Source organism: Bacteroidota bacterium (assembly GCA_016721765.1).
Lineage (GTDB): Bacteria > Bacteroidota > Bacteroidia > UBA4408 > UBA4408 > UBA4408.
In genome coordinates this window covers 128,738-154,737 of record JADKHO010000001.1, presented here as the reverse complement: position 1 = coordinate 154,737, position 26,000 = coordinate 128,738, and the positions used below count along the sequence as shown (strand labels likewise).

25 protein-coding genes are annotated in these 26,000 nt (G+C 37.5%); 13 read left to right on the top strand and 12 right to left on the bottom strand.

Features of this window, described 5'->3' with window-relative positions; translation table 11 throughout:
• Window positions 1-44 precede the first annotated feature (44 nt).
• Both IPP32_00645 and IPP32_00640 read right to left on the bottom strand, forming a co-directional pair.
• Complete coding sequence (locus IPP32_00645) at window positions 45-1,085, bottom strand: T9SS type A sorting domain-containing protein (GenBank protein MBL0046600.1); 1,041 nt, start codon at window positions 1,083-1,085, stop codon at window positions 45-47.
• 136 nt (window positions 1,086-1,221) lie between these two features.
• Window positions 1,222-1,362, bottom strand: a complete 141-nt coding sequence (locus tag IPP32_00640; protein ID MBL0046599.1) for a hypothetical protein — start codon at window positions 1,360-1,362, stop codon at window positions 1,222-1,224.
• A gap of 500 nt (window positions 1,363-1,862) precedes the next feature.
• On the opposite strand from IPP32_00640, the gene IPP32_00635 reads away from it, so the two are divergent.
• The 3 genes from IPP32_00635 to IPP32_00625 all read left to right on the top strand — a co-directional run bounded on the left by IPP32_00635 (window position 1,863) and on the right by IPP32_00625 (window position 3,042).
• Complete coding sequence (locus IPP32_00635) at window positions 1,863-2,222, top strand: 30S ribosomal protein S6 (protein MBL0046598.1); 360 nt, start codon at window positions 1,863-1,865, stop codon at window positions 2,220-2,222.
• Between the two features lie 19 nt (window positions 2,223-2,241).
• Entirely contained in the window at window positions 2,242-2,511 is a 270-nt protein-coding gene (locus IPP32_00630; GenBank protein MBL0046597.1) for a 30S ribosomal protein S18, read from the top strand.
• A gap of 84 nt (window positions 2,512-2,595) precedes the next feature.
• Complete coding sequence (locus IPP32_00625) at window positions 2,596-3,042, top strand: 50S ribosomal protein L9 (GenBank protein ID MBL0046596.1); 447 nt, start codon at window positions 2,596-2,598, stop codon at window positions 3,040-3,042.
• A 422-nt stretch (window positions 3,043-3,464) separates the two neighbouring features.
• Here IPP32_00625 and IPP32_00620 read toward each other — a convergent pair whose 3' ends face one another.
• The gene (locus tag IPP32_00620; GenBank protein ID MBL0046595.1) at window positions 3,465-4,700 is read right to left on the bottom strand and encodes an RsmB/NOP family class I SAM-dependent RNA methyltransferase; all 1,236 of its coding nucleotides are present in this window, start codon (window positions 4,698-4,700) and stop codon (window positions 3,465-3,467) included.
• A gap of 657 nt (window positions 4,701-5,357) precedes the next feature.
• Between IPP32_00620 and IPP32_00615 the strand changes: the two genes are divergently transcribed.
• From IPP32_00615 to IPP32_00595, 5 genes are all read left to right on the top strand, one after another.
• Window positions 5,358-6,053 (top strand): hypothetical protein, encoded by a 696-nt coding sequence (locus IPP32_00615; GenBank protein MBL0046594.1) that lies wholly within the window; start codon window positions 5,358-5,360, stop codon window positions 6,051-6,053.
• Window positions 6,054-6,242: 189 nt separating this feature from the next.
• Window positions 6,243-6,617, top strand: a complete 375-nt coding sequence (locus IPP32_00610) for a hypothetical protein (protein MBL0046593.1) — start codon at window positions 6,243-6,245, stop codon at window positions 6,615-6,617.
• Window positions 6,618-6,684: 67 nt separating this feature from the next.
• A complete protein-coding gene (locus tag IPP32_00605) occupies window positions 6,685-8,982 on the top strand; it encodes a T9SS type A sorting domain-containing protein (GenBank protein MBL0046592.1) in 2,298 nt (765 codons plus the stop codon).
• A 34-nt stretch (window positions 8,983-9,016) separates the two neighbouring features.
• Entirely contained in the window at window positions 9,017-9,595 is a 579-nt protein-coding gene (locus tag IPP32_00600) for a DUF3109 family protein (GenBank protein MBL0046591.1), read from the top strand.
• A gap of 112 nt (window positions 9,596-9,707) precedes the next feature.
• On the top strand, window positions 9,708-10,457 hold the full coding sequence (locus IPP32_00595) for a T9SS type A sorting domain-containing protein (protein MBL0046590.1): 750 nt from the start codon (window positions 9,708-9,710) through the stop codon (window positions 10,455-10,457).
• Between the two features lie 366 nt (window positions 10,458-10,823).
• Here the strand turns inward: IPP32_00595 and IPP32_00590 are convergent, their stop codons facing one another.
• On the bottom strand, window positions 10,824-11,543 hold the full coding sequence (locus IPP32_00590; GenBank protein ID MBL0046589.1) for a pyridoxine 5'-phosphate synthase: 720 nt from the start codon (window positions 11,541-11,543) through the stop codon (window positions 10,824-10,826).
• 115 nt (window positions 11,544-11,658) lie between these two features.
• Here IPP32_00590 and IPP32_00585 point away from each other — a divergent pair, with 115 nt between their 5' ends.
• The 5 genes from IPP32_00585 (at window position 11,659) to IPP32_00565 (ending at window position 16,087) form a co-directional block, all read left to right on the top strand.
• Entirely contained in the window at window positions 11,659-12,321 is a 663-nt protein-coding gene (locus IPP32_00585) for a CBS domain-containing protein (protein MBL0046588.1), read from the top strand.
• A gap of 12 nt (window positions 12,322-12,333) precedes the next feature.
• The gene (locus IPP32_00580; GenBank protein MBL0046587.1) at window positions 12,334-13,740 is read left to right on the top strand and encodes a BamA/TamA family outer membrane protein; all 1,407 of its coding nucleotides are present in this window, start codon (window positions 12,334-12,336) and stop codon (window positions 13,738-13,740) included.
• 5 nt (window positions 13,741-13,745) lie between these two features.
• On the top strand, window positions 13,746-14,624 hold the full coding sequence (locus tag IPP32_00575) for an NAD kinase (protein MBL0046586.1): 879 nt from the start codon (window positions 13,746-13,748) through the stop codon (window positions 14,622-14,624).
• Between the two features lie 96 nt (window positions 14,625-14,720).
• A complete protein-coding gene (locus tag IPP32_00570; GenBank protein ID MBL0046585.1) occupies window positions 14,721-15,296 on the top strand; it encodes a Crp/Fnr family transcriptional regulator in 576 nt (191 codons plus the stop codon).
• A gap of 77 nt (window positions 15,297-15,373) precedes the next feature.
• A complete protein-coding gene (locus tag IPP32_00565) occupies window positions 15,374-16,087 on the top strand; it encodes a CPBP family intramembrane metalloprotease (GenBank protein MBL0046584.1) in 714 nt (237 codons plus the stop codon).
• Window positions 16,088-16,533: 446 nt separating this feature from the next.
• Here IPP32_00565 and IPP32_00560 read toward each other — a convergent pair whose 3' ends face one another.
• The 8 genes from IPP32_00560 to IPP32_00525 form a co-directional block, all read right to left on the bottom strand.
• Window positions 16,534-17,571, bottom strand: coding sequence for an OmpA family protein (locus IPP32_00560; GenBank protein MBL0046583.1), 1,038 nt, complete (start codon window positions 17,569-17,571; stop codon window positions 16,534-16,536).
• Window positions 17,572-17,685: 114 nt separating this feature from the next.
• Window positions 17,686-19,467 (bottom strand): peptide ABC transporter substrate-binding protein, encoded by a 1,782-nt coding sequence (locus IPP32_00555; protein MBL0046582.1) that lies wholly within the window; start codon window positions 19,465-19,467, stop codon window positions 17,686-17,688.
• A 119-nt stretch (window positions 19,468-19,586) separates the two neighbouring features.
• Window positions 19,587-20,354: an exodeoxyribonuclease III gene (xth, locus tag IPP32_00550; protein MBL0046581.1), complete on the bottom strand. Its 768-nt coding sequence runs from the start codon at window positions 20,352-20,354 to the stop codon at window positions 19,587-19,589.
• 84 nt (window positions 20,355-20,438) lie between these two features.
• Entirely contained in the window at window positions 20,439-20,882 is a 444-nt protein-coding gene (locus IPP32_00545) for a GatB/YqeY domain-containing protein (GenBank protein MBL0046580.1), read from the bottom strand.
• Between the two features lie 12 nt (window positions 20,883-20,894).
• The gene (gene ftsZ, locus IPP32_00540; GenBank protein ID MBL0046579.1) at window positions 20,895-22,445 is read right to left on the bottom strand and encodes a cell division protein FtsZ; all 1,551 of its coding nucleotides are present in this window, start codon (window positions 22,443-22,445) and stop codon (window positions 20,895-20,897) included.
• A 53-nt stretch (window positions 22,446-22,498) separates the two neighbouring features.
• Complete coding sequence (ftsA, locus tag IPP32_00535) at window positions 22,499-23,800, bottom strand: cell division protein FtsA (GenBank protein MBL0046578.1); 1,302 nt, start codon at window positions 23,798-23,800, stop codon at window positions 22,499-22,501.
• A gap of 5 nt (window positions 23,801-23,805) precedes the next feature.
• On the bottom strand, window positions 23,806-24,600 hold the full coding sequence (locus tag IPP32_00530) for a hypothetical protein (GenBank protein MBL0046577.1): 795 nt from the start codon (window positions 24,598-24,600) through the stop codon (window positions 23,806-23,808).
• Window positions 24,597-26,000 carry a UDP-N-acetylmuramate--L-alanine ligase gene (locus IPP32_00525; GenBank protein ID MBL0046576.1) on the bottom strand — a complete coding sequence of 468 codons (1,404 nt, stop codon included), beginning with the start codon at window positions 25,998-26,000 and terminating at the stop codon, window positions 24,597-24,599. Before IPP32_00525 ends, IPP32_00530 begins: the two co-directional genes overlap by 4 nt.

The window sequence follows — 26,000 nt, the reverse complement described above, 5'->3', positions numbered from 1 at the left end:
GGACCACTAGTGGTCCGACCAGTCTGTTTTAATTGCGTTTCATTTTATTTATTAACGATAATTTTTTTTGTAAAAATGCCTTTCGAATTTTCTATTTTCAATAAGTAATTCCCAGTTTCAAGCCAACTGCAATCAATGTTATGTTGATCAGTCGGAGCTATTTCCTCCCAAATGAGCTTACCCTGTAATGTATAAACTTTATATGTTGCATCCTTTTCATTCTTATCGATAAATTGGATCTTAAATATGCCATTGCTGGGATTCGGGGACACAAGGAAAGAATTGTCTTTTGATTTTTCATTTATAGTAGAAGGACTACCAGTTGCAGTATAAATACCATTCACTTCGGAAGCTGATAATGCCCGGTTGTAAATTAATATATCGTCCAAAACACCTTTAAAGCCTGTAGCTGTAATTACCCCAGCTAAACCAGCTTGCGAAGTACCAACTGGTGTTGCATTAAGTCCAAGTCCTGCTGTGCTAAGAGAAGCCTGGCCTTGTGGACCAATAGGCCCGCCATTGTAGGAGAAGCCGGTTGCTAATGCTCCGTTTATATACATTTCCATGGTTTCGTTGGAGTGATTATACACCGCCACAACATTCGTCCATGTTCCCGGAATAATTAACATATCAGAGTTAAAGCTAAGCGTTCCAAAGGTAAATTTGAGGTGATTGTTTCCACCCAGGTTTCTAATTCCCAACTGCCATGCATCATTGGCAAACATGGTTGGAGAAACTTGAAATACCGTTAATTTCATCCATAAGGAAATGCTGAAGCTGTTTGTGCCAAAGTTAAATTGGGAAGGTTGACCGAAATCTATAAAAGTTGTAGATAGGCTTGCGGGTACAAAATCGTAGGCACTATTAGCATTGCCATTCCTATCGGCAGTTAAGGCAGGAAAGGTATTTCCCGGCCATCCACCTGAGGAAGGAGTGCCATTAATTCCATTTCCATTTTGATCATTTGCATTTCCTGTGAATGGAAAATAGCCTATTAGCCCGTTGGATGGAATTTGAGCTGATGCACCTTTTCCAAGAAGAAAAAGTGACATGATTAATAATTTAACGCAGGTAATTTTTTTCATTAGTAGTTTTTTTAGTAAGAATTACAATTGGATTTATTTTCCTTTCGAAATTACTCGCTAAAAAGCACTAAAAATATCGCTACCTGAGGGTATTTTATAGTAGGTACTGGTACTTAGTGATCCTACTTCTTTTTAATTAATCAACTAATTTAGCATTCGGAAAATTTATTTTCCAATTGTTAAATACAGCCAGTGAACGAACAGTTACCATGGTTTTGTGATCGAGTTGAATTTTGAAGCGGGGGCGCTTGTCTTCAAGCGGTTTCTTTTTTTTCATGAAATTTTTCATTTTCTTTATTTTTAGTAGAACGATTTAATTTGATTGATATTGTTAGCTCAAAGTAAAGAAGCTTGGCAAGCGACTGAAATAGTACAAAATAGGATATGGTTGTAGTTGTTTGTACTACATAGTGGTCCGACCACTATGTTGCCGAAGTACCACGCATTAGGGATTACTCACGAGAGTTTAATTTTAGGTGTTCGTGATTCGCTTTGCTTAATTGAGCCTTTGTTTAAGCTCTCCGCCAGCTGGCGGAAGCGAGTGGCGAAAGCCCGGCCCGACGCAGGAGGGAATGCCCTGATGGGTAAACTTTATTGAATGCTTGGGAAGCTGTGCCGGCTAGCACTGAATTGGGTTTAACAAGCGTCTACTATCCAATGACTTAAGCCTGGAAAACAGCCGGTATTTTACTTTGGTAGTTCAAAAACTTTGCTTACATTTGCAGCCCGCAAAAAAAATGTGGTATAAATTAGTATAAACCAAAATCTTACAAAACAATGTTAAAAGATTATGAAACCGTTTTCATTATGACTCCCGTTTTGTCTGAAGATCAGACAAAGGAAGCGGTAAGTAAGTACAAAGAGTATCTTACTACAAATGGTGCTAAATTAGTGCACGATGAGAGTTGGGGCCTAAAAAAATTGGCTTACCCGATCCAAAAAAAATCATCCGGATTCTATCATGTGATTCAGTTTCAGGCTGAAGGCAGTTTGATTGGAAACTTGGAGGTTACTTACAAACGCGATGAACGTATTTTGCGTTTCTTAACTGTTGCTTTAGATAAGCATGCAGTTGCCTGGGCTTCTAAAAGAATTGGTCGTTCGGCTGAGAAAAAAGTAGCATCCGCAACCGTTTAATTTTAAAAAAGACAAAGACATGGCAGCAAAATCAGCAGAAATTAGATTTTTGAACCCTCCAACAGTGGAGACTCAAAAGAAAAAATATTGTCGTTTTAAGAAAAGCGGCATGAAGTATATCGACTACAAGGACCCAAACTTTTTATTGAAGTTTGTAAACGAGCAAGGTAAAATTTTACCACGCCGTTTAACCGGTACTTCTGTTAAGTATCAGCGCAAAGTGGGAACGGCTATTAAAAGAGCGCGTCACTTGGCTTTGATGCCTTATGTTGCAGATATGCTGAAGTAATAAATCAGTTATTGGTTATAGAGCTATTGATTATTGAGTAACTCTTGCCATAGCAAATTACAAACAAGAAAAACGAAATTTAAAATGGAAATTATATTAAAACAAGACGTAAAACACTTAGGATATAAGAATGATATCTTAAAAGTGAAAAACGGATATGGCTTAAATTACCTTATCCCGCAAGGCTTAGCAAAAGTTGCTGATGCTTCTGCGAAAAAAGTACTTGCTGAAACAAAAAAGCAAACTGCTTTTAAAGAAGAAAAATTGCGTAAAGCCGCTATGAGTACTGCCGATTTCTTAAAAGAAGTTACAGTAAAAGTAGGTGCAAAAGCAGGAGAGAACGGAAAAATTTTCGGTTCGGTTACTTCTTTGCAATTGGCTGAAGCAATTAAAAAATTAGGTCACGAAATCGACCGTAAATCCATCACCATTGATGACGAGCACATTAAGTCTTTGGGTGAGTATACTGCAAAAGCACGTTTATCGCGTGATGTAGTTGCGGATATTAAATTTGAAGTGGTGGAAGAATAAGCTTCACTATTGCATATTAAAAAGAGGCTGTCTCCTAAGGGGCAGCCTCTTTTTTTTTGTTATTCTTTAGGTTTTTAATGCGGACGTGCGGTTGATTAGATTGGATGTTTCGAGCCGTTTGTAATTATGCCAGAGGCATAGGAATAGCAGACACTCGCAGGATGCGAGAGAATGGTGGTTTTGCCGGAGGCATAATAATAGCTTACACTCGCAGGATGCGAGCGAGTGGTGGGATTATGCCAGAGGCATAGGAATAGCAGACACTCGCAGGATGCGAGCGAGTGGTGGTGAAGGGGTGGTGGATAGTATTACTTGTGGTTTCTATGATGTTGGTTAAAATAAACACATAGTCACATAGAAAACATAGAGAAAGAGGGTTTATCCAAGTGCAATATTTAAGTATTATTGCAGTTATGTCAACACTAACTAATACGTTTCATTAAGGCCATATAAAACCCATCGCAATCAAAAGCAAGGGGCGAATATTGCTTTTCTCCTTCGAGCGTCCAGCCTGCATTGTTTTGCAGGAACCATTGAATTTGTTCTTTTCCTTCGGAAGGCAAAATGCTGCAAGTGGCATATACCATCATTCCGCCCACTTTGGTAATGGGGGAGAAGCGTTCCAGAATTTCACGTTGGGTGCGAATAACATTATCAATTTCTTCGGGTTTCAACATCCATTTGGTATCGGGATTTCGGCGCAATACACCCAGTCCGCTACAAGGCACATCGAGCAAAAGTCGATCGGCCGAATCTTTTAATCGTTTTACCACTTTTGTGGAATCGATAACTCTGCATTCTACAATAGCAGCACCTGCGCGTTTGGCACGTTTTTTTAGCTCGGCCAATTTAAATTCTTTGGTGTCGAGGGCAATGATGTTTCCTTTGTTTTTCATCATCGCTGCAAGGTGTAGTGTTTTACCTCCTGCTCCAGCACAAGCATCCACCACCCGCATACCGGGTTTTGCGCCTAAAAAATCAGCAACCATTTGCGATGCAGGATCCTGCACTTCGAACCAGCCATTTTTAAAAGGTTCGTAACGAAATACGTTTCGGCTAAATTTTAGTTGTAAGGCTTCGGGTGCCCAAGGAAGTGTTTCGGTTTCGATACCCACTTCGGCGAGGGTAGTTTGTAATTCGGGCACATTTGTTTTTAGTGAGTTGGCACGCAACACCATGGAGGCATTGTGATTTAGGGCAGGAGCTAACTTGTTCCATTGTGCTGCGCCTAGTTCTCTTTCGCAACGCTCATCCAGCCAATCCGGATAAGATTCCCAAATTTTGCGAATGTGCTCGTATTTTTTTAAAAGCGAAATGATTTTGCTTTCGTTGATGTCTTTGTATTCGGCTGTTTCGGGAAGTTCTTCGCCTTTTATTACCAGCCACGTGCCGTAAATAGTTTTCCAATTGTGTTCGCTTAGTTCGGCTTTGGTATCGGCGCAAGTTAAGATAAGCCGCCAATTGCGCACCAAATCATAAATCGTTTCGGCTACAAAGGAACGTTCACGCACTTTCCATTTTTTATTGTTACGCATGGTTTTTTCCATGGCTTTATCCATGAAAGTTCCATCCACAAAAATGAATTGAAGTGTTTTAAAAACTTCTTTTAATAAGGTTCTCTTGTCAACTGTTTTAAAGTTCTTCTTTTTATCGTCCATTTTGCAAAGGTAGTTTTATTACGAATACTTGCTGATTAGCCGATTAGCTAATTAGCCGATGGATTTTTGTATCCCCCGCCGGCGGGGGTAGGGGGTGGCTTGGAACGCAGATTTATTAAGATGATTATGATTTTTTAAGATTGATTTGTTGATTAGCCGATATGCTGATGAATATTTAAAATTGAGATGGGCAAGGAACGCAGATTAAAGTATCCCCCGCCGGCGGGGGCAGGGGGTGGCATGGAACGCAAATTTGTTAAGATGATTATGATTTTTTAAGATTGATTTGTTGATTAGCCGATAAGCGGATGAAATTTTAAAATTGGGAAGAGCAAGGAACTCAGATTTTTATATCCCCCGCCGGCGGGGGTAGGGGGTGGTATGGAGCACTTATTTATTTGGATTTCTTAGTTGTGTAATAAAGCTTAAAATCCAATTATTTGGAATCATTATCTTTGCAAAAATTCGTTCATCATTGAAAGACAGGAATAAATCGATTTTGTTTTTTATCCTCGGCGCTATAACCGCTTTATTTGTTGTGGAAGCAAGAAAGGAGAAACCTTTTGAAGGATTGAAGAATCGAGCGCGCAAGCTATTGAACCAATTAAAAATTAACTAATTGCACTATTCTTGCTTTTTCAAATCCCCATTGAGTTAATGATTACTCACGCCACCTTTTTTGGAGTTCAAATAGCTGAACCTACAACGGCTTTTACGGATTTTATTTTAGCTTTTTTATGTATTTTGTTTTACTTTCAATTTTCTGCTGCCAAGCAGGATAAGGGAGCACTGTATTGGAAATTATTTTTTTTATTTATGGGTTGCTCTACTTTTATTGGGGGTATCACCCATGCTGTTTTCGAAAACCATCACACCAGCGGCTATCTTATTTTTTGGATAACCATGCAAATTTTAAGTGGCTTGTCTGTGTATGCAGCGCAAGTAGCCACAATTTATAGTATACCCAATGCAAATATTCCAATATATCGTTCGGAAGATAAGAGTTTACTGATTTGCAGGATACAGTTCTTCGTATTTGCACTAGCTACACTCACCTTGCAAAATTTTTTGATTGTTGTAGTGAACAGTACAGTAGGATTTTTAATGGTACTTTTTATACATGCCATATCCGGAAAAAAATATGGTAACCGTCCGGCAGGATGGATTGCACTTGGAATTACTATTTCATTTTTAACTGCAATTATTTACACCTTAAAAATTTCGCTTAACGATTGGTTTAACTTTAAAGACATTGCTCACGTAATTATGATGGTGAGTGTATGTTTTATTTTTTATGGAGTTGGCTTATCCATCCAAGGACCCGAAAAGGAGGAAACTTTTAATAGTAATTGAACCTAAAAACACCAAAAATTGACTCTAAAAAAACAACTTTTAAAAAAAGCATTTTTATTTTTCTTGCTCTTAATAAATGTATCCTGTAAAGTGAAGGATTCAAATAAAGTAAAAGCGGAAAAATCAGTTTGGAAAGCAATATCAATAAGCGATATAAAGCAAAGTAAAGATTCACTACCAAAAAAATTCATGGCCTATAGACTCGATGAAGAAGGCCTTCGAAAACTAGTTGCGCCGGATTCAACACGCTTAAAAGTGGCTGTTGAATTTCCGATGCCGGATGGCAGTTTTGTTACCTATAGTATTATTGAAGTGCAGGTAATGTCGCCGGCATTGGCAGCAAAGTATCCCAAGTTTAAAACCTATGAAGGTGTTGATATAGTAAATAGTGCTAACCGGGTAAGAATTGATTTCAACAATAAAAATTTCCATGCTTATTTTATGACTTTAACCGGCGAATATTTTATTGCGCCAGTTGATGGGGATGAGAAAAACTACTACATGGTTTTTAATAAGGAAGACAGTCCATTTCCTAAGTTGCCATTTGAAGAAGGCAATCGTTAATAAACATTTACCCTTACAAAATTGTATATTTGTTTTACATTATTATAGTTTACCCAAATCTAACCAGATGAAAAAAATCAGTACACTTAATTTAAAAAAATTTTTCGGTGCAATTGCCGCATCCATGCTTATTGCTGCAGTTTCAACGGCACAAAACAGTGCATTTTGGAAAACAGCCACCATAACCACCTTTAACCTTAGCCAAGAAAGAACCGTTTATCCGGAAAAGTTTTTGGGCTATCGTTTGGATTTGGTCGGATTAAGAACCGCATTAAATGCAGCTCCGAAAGAATATACAGTTGACCGCAACAAAGGGTTGATTTTGGAATTTCCATTGCCCGATGGTACATTCAGTCGTTTTTCGATTGTTGAAACAGAAGTGATGCATCCTGCATTAAGTGCAAAATATCCGCTCATAAAAACTTATGTGGCGCAAGGTATTGATGATGTGCATGCATGGATGCGCCTTGATTTGAGTTATCTTGGCTTTCATGCTATGCTTTCGACAATAAATGGATATGTTTTTATTGATCCTGTAAATAATACTGAACTTGAAAATTATATCTGTTATTACAAATCTGATATGCCCAATGCGTACGAAAGGCATTGTGAATTGCAGGGCAGTAAGTCGGAAGAAGAAAGCCTTGTTGAAAAAATTGGAGCACATTCCTCAAAAGGCAATTTAAAAATTCACGATACCGGAGATGAGCTACGTACCTATCGTTTAGCAATGGCCTGCACCGGCGAATATGCAGCAACCAAAGGCGGTACAGTGCCCGGAGCTTTATCGGGAATTGTAACTTCGGTGAATCGTGTAAATGGCATTTACGAAACAGAAGTAGCGGTGCGTATGGTATTAGTTGCCAATACTGATACCTTAATATTTTTGAATGCGGGAAGTGATCCTTATTCCAACAATAGCGGAGGTGCTATGCTAGGGCAAAATCAGACTACTGTTACAAATCGCATTGGAACTTCAAATTACGATTTTGGTCATGTGTTTAGCACAGGCGGTGGTGGTATTGCCGGATTGGGCGTAATCTGCAATAATTCTCAAAAAGCTAATGGTGTAACTGGTTTGCCTAATCCTGTGGGCGATGCTTTTGATGTGGATTATGTTGCACACGAAATGGGGCATCAGTTTGGTGCAAATCACACCTTTAATAATAATACTTCGGGTGGGTGTAACGGTAATGCGGCACAAGGGCATAATTTTGAACCGGGCAGCGGAAGTACCATTATGGCTTATGCCAGTTTGTGCTCGCCTTTTGATTTACAAAACCACAGTGATCCTATTTTTCATACAGAAAGTTATAATGAAATATTTAATTACACGATTTTTTCGGCAGGGAATTCATGCGCTGCCGTGAGTTTTACCAATAATAGCGTACCTGTTATTAATACGTTAAACGATTACGTAATTCCATTTAAAACGCCTTTTGTTTTAACCGGTTCGGCTACTGATTTTGATGGGGATCCAATGACTTACATTTGGGAACAGTATGATTCAGGACCATTTGGAAACCCCAATACGCCAAGTGGGGACGCAGCTATTTTTAGAGATTGGACGCCCGTTGCTGATTCATCACGCACTTTTCCTCGTTTAATTAGTATCATTAACAACACCACCGTTTTGGGTGAAAAATTGCCTACTTATGCACGCACGATGCACTTTAAATTTACCGCTAGAGATAACCGAACCGGCGGAGGTGGAGTGGCAAATAATCTTACTTCTGTAGCAGTGGATGTGATTAATACAACGAATCCGTTTTTAGTTACAGATCCTAATGTGGGATCGGTGCTGTGGCATTTTGGTGCAAACGAATTAGTTACTTGGGATGTAAGTTCCACTGATTTAGCACCCATTAACTGTGCTAACGTGAATATTCTATTGTCGGTAGATGGTGGTTTTACTTTTCCTTATACACTTTTAGCCAATACTCCAAACGATGGCAGCGAAACAGTTACAATCCCTACCAGCGGTGGCTTACCACAAGTAAATACAAATCAAGCCCGCATAAAAGTGCAATCGGTTGGAAATATTTTCTTTGACATGAGCAATGCAAATTTTTCGATTCAAATTCCTAATGGTGTAGAGTCGGTGGGCTTTGAAGCGAATGCGCTTAATGTATTCCCAAATCCATCGAGTGGTAATGTTGCGATAGAACTTAATTCAGCACTAAGCGGAAAAATACTAGTAACACTTACGGATTGTTTAGGCAGATTAGTTTATTCTGAAGAATTAATAAAAAGCAGTACTAAGTTTAAGCATAACTTAAATTTAGATGGGCTCGAAAAGGGTATTTATTTTGTTGAAGTAAAGTCCGGGAAAAGCGCTACCGCTGCGCGATTTGTTAAACTCTAAGTAGGCTATTTAAATTTTGGAAAGCAACAGTTTTATGATTGAAATAGACAATACGCTGGTATCAGACGATATATTGGAGCGTAAGTTTGTGTGCGACCTCAATGCTTGTAAGGGCGAGTGCTGTGTAGCCGGAGATTCAGGTGCTCCCTTGGAAAAGGAAGAAGCAGAAATTCTTGCAAAAATATATCCTACCGTAAAGCCTTTTATGAATGCAGAGGGAATTGCCGAAATTGAAAAAATGGGCGTTTCTTTAATTGATTCAGATGGTGATTTAGTTACGCCTTTGGTAGACGGTGTGAAACATTGTGCTTTTGTGATTTTTGAAAACAGCATCGCTAAATGCTCGATTGAAAAGGCATTTTATGCCGGAAAAGTGGATTTCAAAAAACCTATTTCTTGTCATTTATATCCGGTTAGGATTACCAAGTATAAGCATTTTGAAGCCGTTAATTATGAAGAGTGGGATGTATGTAAACCCGCCTGTAACTGCGGCGAAAAACTAGATGTTCCGGTATATAAATTCTTAAAAGAACCCTTGGTGCGCAAGTTTGGAAATGACTGGTACGCTCAATTAGAGTTACTTGCAAAAGAGCACAAGTCCAAAGCCGTTTAAATAAATTAACACTTCTAGGTTTAAACAATTCGATAATTAGCCTTGTTATTAGCTTTAATTGTTTATAAATTTGAACGATAATTTTTAATACTAACACAAAATCAAAACAAAAATGAAAAAAATCTACATTACAATGATTGCTCTTGCGATGGCATCTTTTGCTAACGCGCAAGTTTTAGTTACTTTTCGAGTGGACATGTCAGCAGCAAGTTTAGGTGCTGATGCTGCATGTACTGCTATTCCTTTTGACCCTATTACAGATGTGGTTGAAGCTATGGGCGGTGATTACAATGGTTGGTCAGCTGCAGAAACAGTAAACTGCGGAGATCCGTTTACTCCAAATGGAACTGATTTTGTTCTAGTTGGAAATGGAATTTATGAGAGAACAGCTTTGATTACTGCTGCAACACCATCAGATTCACCTTTTAAATACAGAATCAACCATGCTTGGGGAAATGACGAATTGCGTGGTGTAGGCGATGGTAACAGACACCTTAATTTATCAACTTACACAGCTGGTTCTAGCATTGTTGTAAATTGTGTTTTTAACGATTCTACAATGACTATCGTTGACATTACAGGAATTAAATCAGTAAACAATGCAATTAATGCATTAACTGTTTCTCCAAATCCAGCTGCAAACGGATTGGCTAAATTGGCTTATTCTTTAAACAGCAACGAAAATGTAACTGTAAGAGTTTACAATGTATTAGGTGCTGAAGTTGCAACTTTAGTTAACGAAGCACAAGCTGCAGGTGTTCACCAAATCGAGTGGAATACAACTTCTACTGATAAAGGTATTTACACAGTTGTTGCTAAAACTTCAACAGGTTCAAAAGTAGTTAGAGTTGCTGTTCAGTAATTCGTAACGCTTTCAAAAAGAACGGCTCTGGTATTCAGGGCCGTTTTTTTTATCTGATATTCTCCGATAGATACTTTTCAGCTTACTATTAAGAATGGGGATTAGGTAAAAAATTGGGAGCTCAAAAATTAACCGCAAAGTTCGCGGAGGTGTCGCGGAGCACGCAGAGATATAGTTCAACATCAAGCTCAGCTTGATTTTTGAATTCTTAGTGCACGTTAAGGTAAAAAATAGAGTTTTAAAAAGTTATCGCAAAGCCTGTGGATGAGTCGCTAAAAGCGAAATGAATTTTATCCCTATCACTTTAGCGTACTTTGCGGCTTCTTTATGTCCTCTTTGCGTCCTCTGCGGTAAAAACCGTAAGCGCTATTTTATGTTAAGCTGCCGCAAATACAATTGAATAGTGTTTTCGATGCCATAATACAAAGCATCGGAAATAAGGGCATGACCAATCGAAACCTCCAATAATCCGGGAACTTGCTGCGCGAAATAGGCTAAGTTTTCCAAACTTAAATCATGACCGGCATTAATACCTAATGTTAGCGACTGGGCTATTTTAGCTGCTTCCACAAAAGGAGCTACCGCATTTTTTTTTCCACTTGGATATAATTTAGCATAACTTTCTGTGTATAGTTCAATGCGGTTGGTGCCTGTTTTAGCAGCATATTCGAGGTTTTTAGCAGCTGTATCCACAAATAGTGAAGTGCGAATGTTGTCGACATGAAATACTGCTATAACCTCGGTTAAAAAATTTTGATGCTTTCTTGTATTCCATCCCGCATTCGAAGTAAGCACATTAGGAGGGTCGGGCACAAGTGTTACTTGCGCTGGTTTTACTTTTTTTACCAAGTCAATAAAATCAGGTGTGGGGTATCCTTCAATATTAAATTCGGTTTTCAAAAGCGGTTTTAAATCCAACACATCTTGGTAGCGAATATGTCGCTCATCGGGGCGTGGATGCACAGTTATTCCTTGTGCACCAAAGCGCTCGCAATCTTGTGCAAATTTTAATACATCCGGAATAGCGCCACCACGCGCATTTCGAAGGGTTGCAATTTTATTAATGTTTACACTTAGTTTTGTCATTTAAATAAATATTAGACTGTAAAATAAAGAAATTAGATTTTACGTTGGTAGTAAAATGCAGCTTTTGTGTTCTGCGCTAAAATCCTTAGGTTTGTAATACTAATCCGTATACATCATGCTAGCTCTAGAGTTAATGACCGACGATATACCACCGCTTAAAACTTCCGATACCGGAGTGAAAGCACTTGCGTGGATGGATGAGTTGCGCGTATCACATTTGCCAATAGTAAACAATGTGGCATTTTTGGGATTGATTTCTGAAAACGACATTTTGGATTTAAATGCTCCTAACGACCCTATTGGAAATCATACGCTTTCGTTGGTTCGACCTTTTGTGTATAGCCATCAGCATTTTTATGAAGTATTGCGCATGTTGTCGCAACACAAGCTTTCGCTGATACCGGTTTTGGACGAGCAAGAACATTTTTTGGGAAGCATAAAACTTTCAACCCTGCTCGAAAAGTTTGCGGACATGGCCTCTTTAAAGGAACCCGGTGGGGTTATTGTTTTGGAGTTAAACACCAATGATTATTACCTTGCTGAGATAGCTAAAATTGTGGAGAGTAATGATGCTAAAATATTGAGCTTATATATCTCCTCACCAACTGATTCAACCAAACTGGAAGTTACCTTAAAAATAAATCGCGCAGATTTATCCTCCATCCTTCAAACTTTTTATCGTTTTAATTATTCGGTAAAAAACACCATCCACGAAAGTGAAGGCGATACCGAAATGAAAGACCGATTCGATTCTTTCTTAAGTTACTTAAATGTGTAAGAGGTTTTTTTGATGAAAAACCTTGTAGTACTTTTTCTAATTTCCTTAGTAGTGCTTAAGTCATCCGGGCAAACCGTGATGGACAGCACCTATCAAAAAAAATACATTCTCGGGTCAATTAGTTTGTTTGGAAATAAAAAAACCAAAGATAAAATCATACTCCGCGAAATTCCTGCAAAACCTGGCGATACCATAAATGCAAATGAATTAAGTGATTTGCTAAAGAAGTCACAACAAAATATAATCAATACTTCCTTATTTAATTTTGCTACGGTGGATACTCAGAATGTGAAATCAGATACCTTGCATATTTTTGTAAAAGTAATTGAACGCTGGTATTTATGGCCCAATCCAATATTTGAAATTTCGGAAAGAAACTTTAATACCTGGCTCGAAAATCCAAATATGGAGCGCGTGAGTTACGGCTTTTATATAGTGAAAAACAATTTCAGAGGACGGAAAGAAAACATACAATTTAGAGCCCGTTTTGGCTATGCAGAACAATACGGTTTTGCATACAATATTCCCTATCTCAATAAAAAGCAAAACCTTGGATTGGGACTATCCTTTGCCTATTCGCGAAATCACGAAATACAATATAAGTCGGAAAACAACAAGCAAATTTTTTACAAGGATCCCAATAAGTATGTACGCCAAGAATTGGGTGCGCGCATACGCTTAGGTTATCGCATTGGAATTTATGGTTCGCACAGTATGGAATTGCGCTATAATGAAGCGCATGTGGAGGATACAATACGATTCATAACGCAAAATTACTTCAGCAGAAATGCAACAAAAACACAATTTTTTTCACTCAATTTTCAGTTCCGACAGGATGAGCGCGATAACAAGCCTTATCCCTTAAATGGATTTATTGCCATGTTGGATGTGACTCAAGTTGGGTTTGGCTTATTAAAAGAAGAAAATTTTAATGTGTTTAGAACCGAAGTGCTTTTTAATCGCTACGATAAACTATGGAATAGAGTGTATGCAGCAGAGGGAATTAAATTTAAGTTGTCACCCAATGCCAATCAACCCTATTTTGTGCAACGCGGATTGGGCTTTTCAGATTTTGTAAGAGGATATGAATTGTATGTAATTGATGGACAAAATTACGGTTTGTTAAAAACCAACTTAAAGTATCAATTGGTGAAACCGCATGTGCAAAAACTGACATGGGTACCATCCGAAAAATTTAATACTTTTCATTACGCCTTTTATGTAAATTTGTTTGCAGATGCAGCTTATGTGGTCGACAATAATAATGCGCGGGATAATTATTTAGCCAATAAATTTATATACGGCACCGGCATTGGGATTGATTTTGTGACCTATTATGATTTGGTTTTTAGGGTAGAAGGAGCAGTGAATGCGCAACATAAAACAGGAATTTTCTTACATTTAGTAGCCCCAATTTAAAAACAATGAAAGTAGGGATTTACGGAAAAAAATTTGACAAACTTAATGAGGACGCAGTAGTAGAGTTGATCTCGAAATTGCAAAGGTGTGCCATTGAGATTGCGGTATTCGAACCTTTTCATGAACTCATTAAGCATAAATTAAAACTTGGAAGTGATATCACAACCTTTTCGCAAAGCAAGCATATTGTAAATAAAATCGATTTTTTGTTTAGTTTGGGTGGTGATGGCACCTTACTCGAAACATTAGCATTGATAAAGGGTTCGGGCATTCCCATACTTGGAATTAACACCGGGCGATTAGGGTTTTTATCGAGTGTGTCGGAGCGGGAAATTGGTTTTGCTATTGATTCCCTATGCACCGATAATTATTCGTTAGATAGTAGAACACTGGTACAGTTGAGCACACAAAATAATTTGTTTGGCGACATGAATTTTGCGCTGAATGAATTTACCATTCTTAAAAAGGATACCTCCAGCATGATTACCATTCACTCGTATTTGAATGGTTTGTTTTTGAACTCATATTGGGCCGATGGCTTAATTGTAAGCACGCCCACCGGTTCTACGGCCTACTCCTTAAGTTGCGGCGGACCAATTGTTGTTCCCGATTGCGAAAATTTTATTGTTACTCCGATTGCACCGCATAATTTAAATGTGCGCCCTATCATTATTTCCGATAAAGATATCCTCACCTTAAAGGTTGAAGGGCGACATAAAAACTTTTTGGTATCCTTAGATTCACGTTCCGAAAATATTCATTCCGAGATAGACATGACACTTCAACGTGCCCCTTTTAAAATAAATTTGGTACGCCTGCAAAACCAGCACTTTCACGATACATTGCGCAAAAAATTGATGTGGGGGATTGATCGGAGGAATTAAGTAGTGGGTGGGATCATCAACTTGTTGGGATTTCAGGTGATTGGAAATCACCTGAAGGTCAAAGGGCGCATTACAAGTTATAACACTCTTTAAGGAATGCAACATTTAGCGGAAATATTTAAGCAATCATATGACCCATATTTTATAGCACCAATTGAAATTTGGGAGACTTTTGCTCAAAGTGGACAAGTAATTGACACATCAAAAAATGAAGTGATTAAAAAGTATAATGAGCGAGAAAAATATTTCTATTTTATAGTAAAAGGTTCAGGAGGAATTATGTTGTTTCAAAACAATAATTATTTGTGCATTGACTTGTGTTATGAAGGTGATTTTTTTGGAGACTATTTTTCTTTTATTACCAATCAGGCAACCAACCTTGAAGTTATTTGTTTTGAACCGTCTACCCTTTTTAGAATAGATAAGCAAAATTTTGAACTATTGGCAAAAACGGAATATGGACGACAAATTTGCCAAATTGCTTCCGAAAGTATGTACATTCACAAACAAACGCAACAGTTAGAACTACTCTCTAAAACTGCTGAACAGCGCTATCTTGAAATGTTTACAAAGCAACCAAACATTATTCATAGAACACCTAACAAATACATTGCTTCCTATTTGGGAATTACACCAGAAAGTTTTAGTCGATTAAGAAAAAAAATTTCTTAATTTTCATTTCTTACCCTAGGATATGTTTTTTCGGGAATTATGTTTTCATTTTTGCACTTGATTTAATAAGTTTAAAAATGGGGAAGTTTAAAATAGTAATACCGATAATTCTTGTAGTTGTTTATACAGCACTAATTCTTTTTTCTGCTCAGCAATCAAAAACAAATAGATTGATTTCAGTTTCACAATATGATTATGTAAACGTTCAATTTAATTATCAGTTTTTACTTTTATTGATAACAGTACTTTCGATTGGAACAACCTATTTATTAAACAAAGAGAATTTTATTAATTATTTCGACTTTGGCAACATTTCAAGCCCTGCAAAAGAAATGAAATTGTTTGGTATTAAAGCCAATGACAGTTGGCTGAAAACCGGAATTTCGTTATCTATTGTTATTAGTTTAGCAACGGGTATATTTATGTATTTACAATTGAAACTAATACCAATAAGTTGGGCAACTTTACAAAGTGGTATTTTTTGGATTTTCCTTTTTTCTATAACCAATTCCTTTGGCGAAGAAATTATTTATAGAATCGGAATAGTGTCGCCCCTAAAAGGGCTTTTGACACCAATGACAATTTATATAATTTCTGCATTATTATTTGGAATTCCCCATTTAGCAGGAATGCCAAATGGCTTGATAGGTGCAACTATGGCAGGAGTGTTAGGACTCGTTTTAGCTAAATCACTTTACGAAACAAATGGTTTCTTTTGGGCTTGGACAATTCATTTTATTCAAGACGTAATTATAATTGGAACACTGTTTTTAATGTCTACAAAGCAATAAAAAATAAGCAAAATACATCAAATCTCACAGTTAAAAGAGGTTTGTCAAAAGGAGAGCATTTATGCATACTTTAAAAATTTGAAATATTATTGAACTTTGTATTAAAATCAGCCTCAATGCCAAGCTTAAAAATGTTATGCCACATTACTCGAATAGGGCAAACAGGATAAATTCTGCTCCTTGAGTTTAGAATGAATTTGGTCTTTGCTTACCTTTTACATAAGTAATTGATAAAGACAAAATGATTTTTCTTTTGGAACAATGACAGAAAGAGAATTTGGAAAGAAGAACTGGTTTTAAGATTACCACGCTCTAGATCCTATTTAGAAAATATTACAACATATTTTAGGTAAAATATTGGAGATATATTGTACTATTTTCACTTAACCGAATGTCCCATCAAACATCAAAATAAAGCACTTCTAATGATTGCAATCTGTTAATCACTAATTCGTCTCCAACACCTTTAAAATCTCATCCAATTTTGGCGTAAGAATAATTTCGGTTCTTCGGTTTTTCTTTCTTGCTTCAGCAGTATTTGCTGCATCAATAGGAAAGAATTCGCCTCTGCCCGAAGCAGCTAAACGGGTAGGATCCATTTTACTGTTTTGAGTAATGATTTTTACAATAGAAGTCGCGCGTAATACACTTAAATCCCAATTGTCTTTAATGGCACCACCGGCACTGTTATAAGGAACATTATCTGTATGCCCTTCAATCAAAACATTTATATCCGCATTTTGCTCCAATACCTTGGCCAGTTTTTTTATGGCATCGGCACCTTTCGGATCTACAACAATACTTCCGGAGGCAAAGAGCAAACGTTCTTCCAGAGACACATATACTTTACCATTTTTTTGTTGGATGGTAAGTCCATTATTTTCAAAACCCAAGAGTGCATCCGAAACTTTTTTCTTTAAGGCGCTCACGGTGCTGTCTTTTCGTGCTAGTACGGTTTGCAGTTCATTTACTTTTTCTTCGCGTTTCTTAAGTTCAGCGCGAGATGCTGTTAAATCGGCGGTTAAATCATCCAGGTTTTTCTTTTTGGCATTCAATTCACCTTCCAATATTTTCAAAGCATCTTGTTTGCGTTGTAATTCTTCCTGTGTCATTTGCAAGTCGCCCACCAACTTTTTATTTTCGGCAACATTTCCAGAAAGCAAATCACGATTTTTGTTTAAGAGCAATTCATTCGTTTCATTTAACTTATCGTAATTTTTGGTAAGCATGTTCATCGAATTCGATTGACGCATGCTGTCGCTTGCTAATTGTGCCACACGCTTTCGCACTTCAGTAAGTGCTGCATCACATTCGGTGAGTTTTGTGCTGATATCTTGATTTTGCGATTTTAAAGAAATGTTTTCATCCGAACATCCTTTTTGACGGGATTGTAATTCTTCGTATTGACGCGCCGGAACGCAAGCGCTTAAAAAAAGTATGGAACTAAGTATATACGGAGCTAAATTTCTGATTAATGTTTTCATGACAGGTTTATTTTATTTTGTAAAATTACTAAGCTCCAAGCATAATTTTAGGTAAGGAAATGTATAGTTAGTAACAGCAACATGTTACTTTACAAAGGCACCGAAGTGTGTAAACTATTTCTGTGCAGCCTTACTTTGTGCGCTTCCGCTAGATTTTGAAGCTTGCTGTGTAGCTTCTTTCTTTTGAAAATATACCTGCGAAAGATCTAAATAATCAAGTGCATTAAAGTCGAGATTACGCACATATTTTTGAGTAAGGTAGGTACTTTGATCATAGTAAATGGGCATGTAAGCCGCATCGTTAATAGCAATTTGATCAGCCTGCTGATACAGCGAAAATCTTTTTTGTATGTCCACTTCTTTTAGAGCAGCTTCATAAAGCGAATCAAAGCGCACACTTTTATAACGGCCCGAGTTCACCGGTGAAAGCCCACCAGAGTCAGGAACCAGTTTACCATAAAAAATATCTAAAAACGATTGCGGGTCGGGGTAATCCGCTACCCAACCCGATTTCCAAAATTGAGCACTTCCGTTATTTTCTTGATCGAGTTTTTGCGGAAAGGGCAACACGTTTAATTTGATGGCTACATTTAAATTGTCGGAAAGCATTTTTTGTATGGCCTGTGCCACCTCTATATTGCGCTCTCCTCCACTGTTTAAGAGCAATGCAAAATCAACCGGGAATCCTTGTCCATTTGGATAACCTGCTTCAGCCAATAATTTGCGTGCCAGTTCTGGATTGAACGAAAAACCTTTTACGGCACGTGTATCGTAATTTGGAAAGGAGGGAGGAACTATTCCATACAGCGCAGGACGTGCTTCATCTAACAACACAAATTTTGCAATTTTTTCGCGGTCAATTGCATAATTGAAAGCCTGTCGCAATTTTTTGTTTTGAAACAATTTCCCTTGTGTTTGAAATCCATAATAACTGATAGACATGATTGGTGTGATATTCAAATTGAAATTAGCGCTACCGCTATTGCTTTCCCGCATTAATTCCTCCCGCATTTCTGAAGGAACTCCGGAAACGATATCCAAATTTCCTTTTTTAAATTCGAGGTATTCAGCTGTTTTTTCTTTATTGAATGAGAATTTAATGATATCGAGATAGGGCAATTGGTTTCCTAGTTTATCCGTATCCCAATAGTTTTCATTTCTTGCTAAAATAATGGATTCATCGTGCTTGACATCCTTCACATAAAAGGGGCCTGTTCCAACGCAATGGGTGCGCATTTCAGACCCATATTTTTCGACAGCTTCGTGCGGGAAAACCCAGGCAAATGGCATGGTCAGCATGTTTAAGAAACCTTGAAACGAATATTCTAAATCGATTTCTAAGGTGGAATCGTTCAACGCTTTTACCCCTGTTACTCCCTCTGAAAGTGGCGCTCCTTTTTCGGTTGATTCATAATAGGCATTTGCCCCCACAACTCTATCTTGAAAAATATAAAAACCCGAATTTATTTCTTCATTACTGCTGCAAAGTTTTTCAAAACAATACTTAAAATCCTGTGCAGTAACTTCTCTCCCAATTCCTTTTTCAAAGCAGGCGTCGTTCTGAAAATGAATTCCTTTTCGAAGGTGAAATGTAAAGGTTTTGGCATTATTGCTAATTTCCCAATGGCTGGCAATAGAAGGAAGTACGGACAAATCTTTGGGTGATATTTTCACCAATCCTTCGTACACCTGACTGGCAATTTGTTGTGCAATAATTTCGTTTACTTTATGCGGATATAAGCTGGAAAAATATTCATTTTCATTGATTTTAAAAACGCCCCCAAAAGTTATATTCCCTTTAGCAATGCGAGTTTTGGGAGCTGCTTTGGGTTGAGGATTGCTGCAGCAGCAGAAGAATAATAATAGGCTAATACAGCAAATAAAAATCGATTTCATAATTTTAAAAAATGGAATTTCATCCAATCAAATATAATCTAAATCTATAGCTTTTGATAAAATTTATTTTGTCAAAAAATAATTTAGTCATACTTAATTTGGAATTAATAATGTTCATTTTACATATCAATATCTAAAAGTACCGGGCAATGATCCGAATGCTTAGCTTCCGGCAATATTGCTGCATGAATTAATTTGGAACGTAGATTTTCACTTACTAAGTTATAATCAATTCTCCAACCTAAATTTTTTGCGCGCGAATTTGCTCGATAACTCCACCAACTGTATTGATGTGGCTCCTGATTAAATACACGAAACGAATCCACAAATCCACTGGCTAAAAATTTATCGAACCAAAGGCGCTCCTCTGGAAGAAATCCGGAGGTGTTGGCATTTGATTTTGGATTGTGAATATCGATGGGTTTGTTACAAATGTTGTAATCACCACATATAATGAGCTTGGGCCTTTCTTTTTTTAGTTGATTGATATACTCTTGGAAATCTTGTAACCATTCCATTTTAAAGCCTTGTCGTACCTCTCCGCTTGAGCCGGATGGATGATAAACACTTATAATGGAAATATCCCCAAAATCAGCTCGGATTACTCGGCCTTCTTCATCGTATTTTTTTATACCACATCCAATGGTGATTTTATCTGCTTGCATTTTTGATAATATCGCGACACCGCTGTATCCTTTTTTTTCTGCAGGATGCCAGTAGTGTGTATATCCTGCAGCCGAAAAGATGGAAATATCCAATTGATCGGGACTGGCTTTAATTTCTTGCAAACAAACAATATCCGGATTAGCACTTTTTAACCAGGCCATCCAATCTTTACTCAAGGCTGCACGAATTCCATTTACATTATATGAAATTATTCTTACCATATTTTTAATGCTATTTTTAAATTAAAAAATGAAACGCCCACACATTGCTGTATAGGCGTTTCTCCCCTTAAACTAAGTAAACCACTACTTACTCAACAGCTCTTTAACAATGGTGCTTACTACTTTCCCATCTGCTTTTCCCGCAAATTGTTTTGTAGCAAGGCCCATTACTTTGCCTAAATCAGCAGGGGAGCTTGCGCCAACTGCTGCAATTATTTTAGAAATTTCTGTTCTTAATTCTGATTCATCCATTTGCTTTGGCAAATAGTTTTCGATGATGGCTGCTTGTGCTAATTCTACATCAGCTAAATCTTTTCTGTTTTGCGTAATATAAACTTCGGCTGTTTCTTTACGTTGTTTCACCATTTTATTCAAAGCCTTCATTTCACTTTCAGGACTTAATCCTTCCGGGGAAGTTTTAAGTAAAAGAATTGCCGATTTAACAGCACGCAAAGCTTCCAATTTAGCGGCTTCTTTTGCAAGCATCGCTGCTTTTATATCCGCATTTATTTGTTCTTCTAAAGTCATTTAGCTTTTTTATTAGTCAACGTTATCGTGAAGAAATGAATTGTTAGGCTTTATCTCTGTTGATTTATCCTCACCTTCAGATAAAGTAAATCGAGATACCTGCGAATCGCTTGAATGCGGAACATTAGATAATGTTACATTTTTGCGCAAGTAAGCCGGTTGACTTTCCATTTCACTTAACCCACCCGGTGTTTTGAATTTATGACTCAAATTTTTCAAACGATTTACACGGTCGTTCGCCAATTTCATTCTGTCGTCAGACGGGATGTTGGATTCAAATTTCTCTTCCGTGTTTTTTACAATCAATGTAGGTTCATCTTGTTTGATGCTAAAAGTGAACGACTCTTCCTTCTCTTCAACCTTCTGTTCACCAGATGTGGATGAAATTTCAAATTCAAAACTAACTTGCTCAATTTGTTCTTCTTTCTGAGTTGTAGCAGTGTCATCAATATCTTCTAATTGGTGCACAATGGGTTGTTGTGATGTAGCAGTAGTTGTGCTGATTGGTTGAACAGGAACACTTGGTGCAGGACTGCTTGAAATCACATCATCCAATGAATACTTTTTAACCTCAGGCTTTTTCACCACATCATAACCCAAATCATTTTTCTTGTTAAATCCGGTTGCAATGATGGTAACATTTACTCTGTCGCCTAAACTTTCATCTACCCCAAAACCTTGTATAACTTCCGCAGTTTGTCCGGCTGCATCCTGAATGTAATCAGCTATTTCACCGAACTCGTCCATGGTAATTTCTTCGGTCCCACAAGTAACATTTAAGAGTACATAGTTTGCACCTTTTATATTGCTATCATTTAACAAGGGCGATGAAAGCGCCTGTTCAACTGCGTTAATGGCTCTGTTTTCACCTGCTGCAGATGCTGATCCCATTATGGCAACACCACTATCTTTCAAGACTGTTTGAATATCTGCAAAGTCGGTATTGATGTGAAGCGTTGTAGTGATAATGTCGGCAATTCCTTTTGCAGCTGTGCTTAATACATCATCGGCATGACCGAAAGCATCCGTCATACGAAGATTACCATAAATTTCGCGCAATTTATCATTGTTGATGATAAGCAGGGTATCCACATTTTTTTTCAATTCCTCTAATCCTAGCTCCGCTTGCAATCTTCTTTTTCGGCCTTCTAATCCAAAAGGAATAGTCACAATGGCTACTGTTAAAATTCCCATTTCTTTAGCAGCGCCGGCAATTACTGGAGCTGCACCTGTTCCCGTTCCGCCACCCATACCGGCAGTAACAAAGACCATTTTGGTATTATTTCCAAGAACTTCTTTTATGTCTTCGATATTTTCAATAGCCGCATTTTTACCTACTTCGGGTTGTGATCCAGCGCCACGTCCTTCTGTAAGGGTTGAGCCCAACTGAATTTTGCAGGGAACCGGGCTAATGTCCAAGGCTTGCTGATCGGTATTGCACACCATAAAATCTACCCCTTTAATTCCCATGCGATACATGTGGTTCACAGCATTGCTGCCTCCTCCACCTACTCCAATTACTTTTATAATGGAAGAGTTGTCTTTAGGTAAATCGAATTTCATCATCTCGTTTTGCATTTTAATTTGTATTAACTAGTGGTTTTTATAAGTGGTTTTTATTGTATGTCTTCGTCAAAGATTCCTTTTGCTTTTGTAATTAAATTATCGAAAAAGCTGCCTTTCTTTTTTACGGAATGGTCTTTAATTTCAGTATGTGTAGGCGGCGGAGTCTCCGGATTTTTTTCTTCTGTTGATTCCGTTTCGGGTTGAAGAAAAGCTAAACCGCGTATCACCAATCCAACGCCCGTTGCATACATCGGACTTGTTACATCTTCCAAACCTTTGCTTAAATGCTCATTGGGATATCCCACGCGTGCATCCATACCGGTTATGTATTCCATGAGTTGTGTGATGTGCTTGAGTTGGGCTCCACCACCTGTGATAACAATACCCGCAATTAATTTTTTCTCGTAACCCGAATTTTTGATTTCATAATAGATGTGCTCTATTATTTCTTCCATTCGCGCCTCAATGATACTCGCAAGATTCTTTAATGAAATTTCTTTAGGCTCCCTTCCACGTAGACCGGGAATGCTCACTATTTCATTATCTTGATTTTCACTTGCTAATGCCGAACCAAATTTAATTTTAAGCAATTCTGCCTGGTTTTTAATAATGGTACAGCCTTCTTTTATATCTTCTGTGATAACATTTCCGCCAAAAGGAATAACAGCTGTATGCCGTATTATTCCTTCATGGAAAATGGCAATATCGGTAGTTCCACCCCCTACATCTACTAATACTACACCTGCTTCCTTTTCTTCATTGCTTAATACTGCATCTGCGGAAGCAAGTGGCTCCAGCATAATTTCTTTCGGTTTTAATCCGGCACGCGTAACACATTTTATTAAATTATTTATTGCCGCAACTTGTCCGGTAATGATATGAAAATTGGCTTCCAGTCTGTTTCCCGACATTCCAATAGGATCTTTAATTCCCATTTCATTGTCTACAATGTATTCCTGAGGCAACACATGAATTATTTCTTCGCCCGGAAGCATAGCCAATTTGTACATGTCGTCAATTAAGGCGTCCACATCTTTTTGACTAATCTCTTCTTCCAAACTATTGCGCATGCGTATGCCGCGGTGTTGCAAACTTTTGATGTGTTGCCCTGCAATTCCAACATGCACATCACTAATTGTAATTCCTGATTTACTTTGAGCTTCTTCAATAGCAACCTTTATGGATTGAACTGTTTTTTCGATATTGGAAACTACCCCGCGCGAAACACCAACAGACTCGGTTTTTCCAAGTCCTAGAATTTCAATTTTTCCGAATTCATTTTTACGCCCCACTAAAGCAACAATTTTTGTTGTGCCTATATCCAACCCTACAACTATGTCGTTGTTTTTCATTTCCCTTATTTTTTGCAAACCACGTTATCTTTGAATTTTAAGTTGATTTCGGTATAAGCATTCCATCCCACTTTGCTTAAACCATGCGTATAAAAAACCATCAACTTTTTAAATTTTGCATCGATGTCTTGAGTGTCTCCAAATATAATTCGGTTATTCCCCATCGTTGGTATTAGCTCAATGTCTTCGCCTACTGTAATTTGTTGAATTTGAGCTTTCCAAAATTCGTCTGAATCAATATATTTCGCAAGGCAATAAAGGCCAAAGAGGGTGTTTTTTTTCAACAGCGAATCGTTAATATCATTCTTTGAAAAATCTAGTAGATTATTCTTTGCAAAACTTTCATATATTTCTCCTGTAATCACCGGTACACGCGCAGTGTAGTTGCGTGACCACAACATCAATTTGCCTTTTGAATCGATGTAATAGCTTTCACCTGAAGCAGTAATAACACGTGCAATTGGTCGTTTTTGGGTGATATTGATGGTTAGGTCACCTGCAATATTTTCGAAAACTTCGGCGTTTGAAATGGCCGGATGCGTATTGAATATTTTTTCTAATTTATTTACATCTATCGTCTCAAGTGTTTGTCCTTCCAGCTTGTCGCGATTTTCGAGTGCCATTTGCAAAATGTCGGCCCGGCTAACAAATTCATTTTCGTCGGTATTGTCAATGTTTACTTCCACAGCGCCGCACTTTAATCGCTTGTGTTCGTTCTTCACAAAGCCTAACAATACAATGGTTCCTGAGAGTAAAACAATCCAAAAGGATGCGTAAAGTATTTTTTTAAATGTGCTCATCCGATTAATTTATATGCGTTGTTTAAAGCAATTTCAAGCGGTTCTACTAACTTGTCAATATCACCGGCGCCAAGAGTTAGCAATACTTCCGGATGAAGTGAAACCACTTTCTCACAAAGTGATTCTTTGCTGCAAATTGATTTTTTACTGCTGTTCATTTTACTTAAAAGCAATGCTGAGTTTATACCTTCAATAGGTAATTCACGTGCAGGATAAATATCGAGTAGTATTGTTTCATCGAGTAAATCCAAGCTTTTCGCAAATTCATCGGCAAAATCACGTGTACGCGAAAAAAGATGAGGTTGAAATATGCCCGTTATTTTTTTGTTAGGATATAATTCTCGCACGGAGTTAATGCAAGCTTTTAGTTCTTCCGGATGGTGAGCATAATCGTCAATAAACACTAAGTTCTCGCTTTTAATACGATAATCAAATCTTCTTTTTACTCCACGAAAGGTATTTAGTGCAATTTTTATTTCAGCAGCACTTACTCCATAAATTTGCGCAGCAGCGCAGGCTGCAATGGCATTTTCGGTATTGTGTAAACCCGGAAAGGAAAATTGAATTTCCTTAATACATTTAATTGGGCTAATAAAATTAAACACATAATTGCCATCTACAATATGGATTTCACTACCATAAAAATCTGCTTTTTCACTCAAAGCGTACGTATAAGTTTTATACGAATCACCTTGTGGCAATTTAAAATCCAATCCTTTTTTTGAAATAATGTGACCATTGACTTTGGTTTGTCCTGCAAAGAGCTCAAACGATTCTTTTAAGTATTTGTGTTCGGTGTAAATATCTAAATGATCAGCATCAACCGAAGTTATGATAGATATATTCGGACGCAAAGTCAAAAAGGACCTGTCGTATTCATCGGCTTCCACTACCGTTGGACCCATTCCGTTTTTGTTTTCAGAAAGTAAAAAATTGGAATTGTAATTTCGAGTTATGCCTCCTAAAAAAGCACTACAATCTTTGTTTGCCGATTTTAGGATATGCGCTAAAATGCTGGAAGTAGTTGTTTTTCCATGTGTTCCGGCAACTGCTAAGGTAAATGTGTTTTGTGTAATTATACCCAACACTTCTGACCGTTTTTTGAGGGTATAACCTTCCCTTAAAAAATAATTGTATTCTTGATGATCCTTAGGAATGGCAGGAGTGTAAACAATTAATATTTCTTCTTTAGAATCATTTATTGTTGACTGGAAAAATGAAATAGTGTCTTCAAAATGTATAGCGATACCTTCTTTTTGTAATTCAACTGTTAAAGCAGTTTGAGTTTTATCATATCCACAAACAGTTTTATTTAAGGTTTTGAAATAGCGTGCTAAGGCACTCATGCCAATGCCCCCAATACCTAAAAAATAAACGCTCTTGATGGTGTTAAAATCCAT